Source organism: Acaryochloris sp. IP29b_bin.137, from assembly GCF_028285745.1.
Lineage (GTDB): Bacteria > Cyanobacteriota > Cyanobacteriia > Thermosynechococcales > Thermosynechococcaceae > Acaryochloris.
In genome coordinates, this window is record NZ_JANQOP010000218.1 from 1 (window position 1) to 6,825 (window position 6,825).

Genomic DNA, 6,825 nt, shown 5'->3' on the forward strand with positions numbered 1-6,825 from the left:
GAGGCGTTAAGGGTGGCAGGCAAGGTGCTACCGGATCTGATTCTGCTGGATATCAATATGCCCGATATGCAGGGCTACGATGTGTGTCAACAACTGAAATCAGATGCTAAAACCAAATTAATTCCGGTGATTTTTGTCAGCGCCCTGGATGAAGCCTGGGATAAGGTGAAGGCATTTTCTGTGGGGGGCAGTGATTACATTAATAAGCCGATTCAGATCGTTGAATTAATGGCTCGGATGAAGCATCAACTGCAAATTTGGCACTAAAAAATTTGATGACGATGCAACGCCACTCTGCCAGGGATCTCAAACTGACAAAACCGATGGCAAATTTAGCATGAAGGAATCATCAGATGAACCCCAAAACACCTTCGCTTTCCCTCCGTTGGGTTCTCATCATTCCATTCGTTGTGCAAATTTTTGCTGCCGTGGGAGTGGTCGGTTATTTTTCCTTCCGTAGCGGTCAGCAAGCGGTAGAAGATGTGGTGAATCAACTCCAAAATGAGATTAGCAATCGCATTACCGAACGCCTTGATCAGTACTTACGGTCTACGAGCATCGTGGCTGAAAACCTGTCCCGAGCGGTCCAAACCCAAGAACTGGATATCAAACAAATCAATCGAAATTGGGATCTTTATCTGTGGCGACACCTGAATCTCTACGATGATATTAAAGGGCTCTATGTTGCCACTGAAGATTTGCAATACCGGCACATCCTATATCGGGACGTGGGTATCGTGATGGAACTGTACTCCTTAGAAGACAAGTTCCTGCGATATTTTGGGGTCGATGCCAATGGCAACGTTACGGATCAAGTGATACAAGCTTTTGAAAAAAAGTATGATCCCCATGTCCGTCCTTGGTATACAGCCCCCAAAGAGGCCGGCAAAGCGATATGGAGCCCTGTTTTTGTTTGGGTTCAAGGGGATACGATGAGCGTCGATCTGACAACTCCGATTTACGGCCCATCGCAACAATTCGAAGGGGTGGTGGGAGCCAGTCTGTCACTGGAGAATATCAGTAATTATCTCGCCACACTTGAAATTGCTAAATCTGGGGAAGTGTTTATCTTCGAACGCTCTGGCGAAATTGTCGCCACCTCTACTGGAGAAATACCCCATGGGCTCGCTGACGACGGTAAAACAGTCGCGCGATTGAATGCCCTAGACAGTCAAAATACCCTTACGAGCCAAACGACTCAATATCTCTTCGATCGCTTTGGCAGCTTAGAGAATATCAACTCCCTCACTCAAGATCGCTATAAAATTGAGGGTCGCCAATATTTCTTAAAGGTTGAATCCTATCGTGACAATTTGGGTTTAGATTGGCTGATTGCCATTGTCATCCCTGAATCGGATTTTATGGCCCAAATCTACGCCAACATTCGTACGACCCTGGCCCTTTGCCTGGGGGCATTGGGCATTGCTACCTTTTTGGGCATCCTTACCTCTCGTTGGATTTTGCAGCCGATTTTACGCTTACAAACCGCCTCCAACAGCTTGGCGGCTGGGCAACTGGACCAAGCCATTGAGGTTAAAGGCATCCATGAACTCTCTAGTCTCGGCAGCGCTTTCAACAGCATGGCGAGACAATTGCAAGAATCGTTTCAAGCCTTAGAAGACAACAATGCAAAGCTGGATCAACGGGTGCAACAACGAACCGCCGAGCTGAAAGTCGCAAAAGAAAAAGCCGAAGTGGCGAACCAGGCCAAAAGTCTGTTTATTGCCAATATGAGCCACGAACTGCGCACCCCCCTCAATGGCATTTTGGGCTATGCCCAGGTGCTGGAGCGATCGCCCACTATCTCCGATAAAGCGCAGCAGCAAGTCCACATCATCCATAAGTGTGGCACCCATTTGTTGGGCATGATTAACGACATTTTGGACCTGTCTAAGATTGAAGCGGGCAAACTCGACCTGATGCCCAAACCCGTCCATCTGACCTCCTGCTTACAGGGGGTTGCCGAAGCCTGCCGGGTGCGGGCCGCCCAAAAGGGACTGGAGTTTGTCTATGCCGTTGACCCAGGGTTGCCCGAGGGGGTGGAACTGGATGAACAACGGCTGCGACAGGTGCTGTTCAACCTGTTGAGCAATGCCATTAAATTCACCCAGCAGGGCACCGTGACCTTGCAGGTGTCGGTCGCTGAGGTAACCCGATCCGATTATCGGCGACTGCGTTTTGGGGTAACCGATACCGGCGTGGGCATTGCCCCAGCCCATCTGGATCAGCTATTTAATGCTTTTGTGCAAGTGGGCGATCGCCAAAAGCAAGCTGAAGGCACCGGGCTCGGCCTCGCTATCAGCCGCCGACTTGTGCAATTGATGGGCTCACAGATTGAAGTGCAAAGCGCAGTGGGACAAGGCAGCCAATTTAGCTTTGAACTCGAAGTGCCATTGGCTACCGAATGGGAGCTATCTCCCAGTACCCTACAGAACCACGCTATTATTGGCTATGCCGGTGAACGGCGGCGTGTGTTGGTGGTGGATGACCGCTGGGACAACCGCAGTGTTTTGGTCAGTCTCTTGCAGCCCATTGGCTTTGAAATCGTGGAAGCGGAGGAGGGGCAGCAGGCCCTGGCTGTGCTCCAACAGCAGCCCTTTCATCTCATGATTACTGATTTGGCTATGCCCGTGATGGATGGGTTTGAGTTGCTCCGGCAGGTACAACAGTTGCCCATACGCCCCCCCAAAATGATTGTGTCTTCGGCCTATGTTTCTAAGCAGGAACAGGAACTGGCGATGGCCGCAGGGGCAGATGCGCTGCTGCCAAAGCCCGTTGATGCGGCCAAGCTGTTTGAGCTTTTGGCGCGTGAGCTAGGGTTGGAGTGGCAATATGTGGGGAATGAGGCCCCTCAGGACATTACCTCTGCACCCGCAGCGGCAATTACCCTGCCGTCCCGAGAGCGGTTGCGATCAATGTATAACGCGGCGGATGCGGGGGACTTTCGCATGGTTCGCCGACAGTTGGAGCAGCTGATGGCGACGAACCCAGAGTATGAGGGGTTTGTAAGGCCGCTGCTAGCGTTGGCGAAGAAGCTGAAGACGGATGAGATTAAGGGGATGCTGGCGCAGTATGTGGAGGATGGAGCGCCGGGATAAGAGATTTGCGGTACAAGTTGACAAAATCTTACTTTTTCTAACTCCATCAATGAAGTAATGGAGGCAAAAAGTAAGGGGGGTCGGCTGTGTAACGCCTCGTAAACAAAACCCGTTAATTTCACTTCAACTAATTAGGTTTTAAATCCATTTTTGATGGGAAAACCAACTGGAATAATGCTGATTTGTGATTTGAATCACGTCTTGAAAAAGACTAGATCACAAGAAGAAAGAAAGTCTTTCGAACCTGGCTTTTTTCATCACTAAATCTAACTTTTTCGGTATTTCGCCTTATTGAAAAGTTGACGATAGTGGGCTCAACAGCGCAGGTTATCAAATCCCACAGTCAGCTAAAGCAAGTATTCTCAAAAGGAAGCCAAACAATGTTTAATGATCACAATAAAGTTGGCCAGACAGTAATAGTAAAAGACGGCAAGTGGCCTTACCATGAGCACAAGACACGTACCTACAGTCTAGGAACGTATGATATGACTGCCCACAGTACAAATTCTTTTAATGGCGAATTTACCTATGTGGGAGATTACAAGCATGATAGTAAGAGTATCTGGTTTGACTTTGGATACTATACAACAGTTCAAGGCTCAGAGGGAGATGACACAATTACCGGTACTCAAAGCCGTCTGGTAGATGTGTATGGTCTCAATCTCGTGTTGGACATGTCAGGGGAACTTAACGGGAAACTTGTGGAGTCGAATGATGGAATACTACTTCTCCCCTCATTTCCCTTTGACGCTCCCCGTTACCACACACCAATTGATTCCTATGAAATTGTAATGCAGGGACAAACTCTGTATGGAAATGGCGGTGATGATTTCATCGTAGGGAGTGCTGCCATGGACACCGAACAACAGGAATATCTTGGAGGAAATGACACGCTTTATGGCGGAGCGAATAATGACATTCTGATCGGTGGTGATGGCTTTGATCTCCTTTATGGTGATGAAGAAGTTCCCTCCGATGATGATGGCAACGACACGATCTACATCGAGTCTCCCAATGGCAAAGGAGATCATGCATGGGGTGGCGGCGGTCAAGATACATTCGTATTTGGCCAAAACTTTTCTACTACTATCACTACTGAAACTACCAATACTCAAGGCTATGGTTGGCAGAGTCTTGCCACCGGAGCAGCTGCAGACATTATGGGTATTGCCATTGATGCTGCAGGTCCAGGTGTATCAGCGGCTTGGAAAATTGGTAAAGGAGTTGTTTCTCTTGCAGGTAGAGCCATCGGCGGTTTTTTTGGCATGGGAGGAGAAGAAACTCAGGTGGAAACCTATGTGCCTGGTAATATTCAATCCCCAAATGCTGCCCGCATCCATGATTTTAACCCCCAAGAAGATGTGCTAATCATCCCTATTAATGGCGGTGATTCCAATGTCTACACCGTAGTCGATGGAGGACAAATTTACGTCAAGTACCATAATGATGGAGCAACCGCCGCTATCATCGACATTGATATCAGTGGGGATTACTTTGGGGAGTATGGCATTCACGATGCAAATGATTTAACCACAAAGCTTGTGGCTGAGTCAGTACAACGGTCTGCGATGAGACTTATCTCTACTGAGGCGGGTGATCTGCAAGCAAAATTGGGAGCCGCTTACAAAGCCACGAATGCTGCAGCAAGCACCGATCCTACCGATCCAAACGTTAGTATCACAACAGTTACAAACACTGATTTAGGTGCTGATTTCCTCATTCTGGGGGCTTATGGAGGAAATGCCATAGCACCAGGGGGTGCTGGAGCCGAGAAGCTATACGGCACGATGCATGCAGATAGACTCTTTTCTTATGCTGTCGACGATCAACACGACGACGGTGGTAAAGATAAACTATTCGGTTTTGGTGGGGACGATATTCTAGCGGGTGGTGGTGGAGCAGACGATTACTACGGTGGATACGGTTTTGACTTTGTTTCCTATGAGGCAGAAAGTGGACTAGGTGACGATAACGAGACCCAGGCCAGAGGAGTCATTGTGGATCTCTCAAATGATGATCTCTTAGAGGCAGATCTCTTAGCTATGGACCCCAAAGATAGACCTGTGGATCCCGCCCCATCTGCGACCTCTGACAATATTCGAACCATTGATGGAAAAGAGGGTGCTTTATATTCCACTGCCACCGATGCTTGGGGAGCAATAGATAGGCTTTTCAGCATTGAGGGTATCATTGGTAGTCAATTTGGCGACACCATCACGGGAAATAACGAAGTCAACGTCTTTAACGGTGGTGACGGAAATGACACCCTAGACGGTGGCGGCGGGAATGATACTCTCATTGGTGGTGACGGAAATGACACCCTAGACGGTGGTGGCGGAAATGATACCCTCATTGGTGGTGCAGGTAGCGATACTCTAATCGGCGATGCTGTTGCTGGTAACGATACTCTAATCGTCGATGCTGGTGCAGATACTTTTGTGTTAGATACCACTGAAGGTGGCATCGACACGATCAGAGGCTTTAGCCTTGCAGAAAATGATGTGCTCTTGATTGACAATAAGAGCCTAGGTACTAGTCATGCGAAAGCCCGGAACTTGAATGGAATGCTCTCCGCTACGGGCCTTAAGCTTCAGTTAGGCAACGTGGGAATTGCGACTATCGAAAACGTCGATAGCTCTAACGTTCATCGGGTGCTGGGTCGTGTCGAATTCACCACTAGCTCACACATCAACACACCACTTGGCCTCGGCGATGATTTGCTGTCAACAGGTGACGGCAATGATAGGCTCACGGGAGGATCGGGTGACGACCTTCTCAGTGGTGGTGCTGGAAATGACACTCTGCTAGGCGGCACGCACAAAGACCTTTTACTGGGTGGTCGTGGGGATGATTTACTCAACGGGGGCAAGGGCATTGACCGTCTCTATGGCGGCAGTGGTGCCGACACCTTCGTCATCAACAACACGGTATCAGGCCTCAACAAAAGATCAGGTATCGATGTTATCCAAGACTTCAGTGTGGATGAATTCGATCACATTCAGATTGATGCTTCTGTCTTCGGTATTGGGATTAACGATCACCATTTAGTTCAGCTTGGCAATGACAGTTTCTTACGAGTGAACAACAGAAAAATTGCACAGCTTACCGGTGTGGATGTGAATACTTTCGTCACCGACGAACATGTTGACTTGGTCTAATCCCAAGGGAGCGGGTGGGTGTTGACCACCGCATTGGAAACGCAATATACCAGGCAGTACCCACTAATTGTTTGAATGTTCATTCCCTAGCAATGACTGTATAAAAGAGCGATCACGGTTGGCCAAACTGTGATCGCATTCCCAGTATCACCCCGCGTCTTCCTTCCCGTTATTGCCTCTACTGACATTCCAGTAAAAGGCAACACGTCTTAGGCCAATGACACTTGCTCCGCTCCACTGAAAAAGCACACCAGCGACCCATACTGGAGCGCATCATTGACAACGGGGTTATGGATAATCGCCTTGGACAGCTCTAATACTAAATCCGATTTATATACCCCTGATATAGTGCAACACTAAGGAATGCCAAGAAAACTGCATCTCAAACCTCATTTTTCTACTGAGGAGCTGAAGGCCCGCTATCGAGTCAGCCATGACCCAGTAGAATCCCGCCGCTGGCATCTGTTATGGCTCGTTAGTGACCAAACAACGCTGACCCATGCAGCCCAAGTAGTGGGTCTCAATTACGATTACGCCCGAGAGATCGTCAGGGAATATAACCGCGATGG

At 48.7% G+C, this 6,825-nt stretch carries 3 protein-coding genes and 1 pseudogene; all 4 read left to right on the top strand.

Annotated elements, in window-relative coordinates; translation table 11 throughout:
- Positions 1–12: 12 nt before the first annotated feature.
- Positions 13–258 (top strand): annotated as a pseudogene (locus tag Q0991_RS15120) (response regulator); the annotation flags it as partial.
- A gap of 95 nt (positions 259–353) precedes the next feature.
- Positions 354–3,098: a hybrid sensor histidine kinase/response regulator gene (locus tag Q0991_RS15125; protein ID WP_299489660.1), complete on the top strand. Its 2,745-nt coding sequence runs from the start codon at positions 354–356 to the stop codon at positions 3,096–3,098.
- A 380-nt stretch (positions 3,099–3,478) separates the two neighbouring features.
- Positions 3,479–6,256, top strand: a complete 2,778-nt coding sequence (locus Q0991_RS15130) for a calcium-binding protein (protein WP_299489662.1) — start codon at positions 3,479–3,481, stop codon at positions 6,254–6,256.
- A gap of 363 nt (positions 6,257–6,619) precedes the next feature.
- The coding region (locus tag Q0991_RS15135) for a helix-turn-helix domain-containing protein (protein WP_299489664.1) at positions 6,620–6,825 on the top strand (206 nt) is incomplete at its 3' end.

What these genes read in the sequence shown, in the direction of transcription:
- Q0991_RS15125 (WP_299489660.1), top strand. Translation starts at nt 354, where the DNA reads ATGAACCCCAAAACACCTTCGCTTTCCCTCCGTTGGGTTCTCATCATT.
- Q0991_RS15130 (WP_299489662.1), top strand. Translation starts at nt 3,479, where the DNA reads ATGTTTAATGATCACAATAAAGTTGGCCAGACAGTAATAGTAAAAGAC.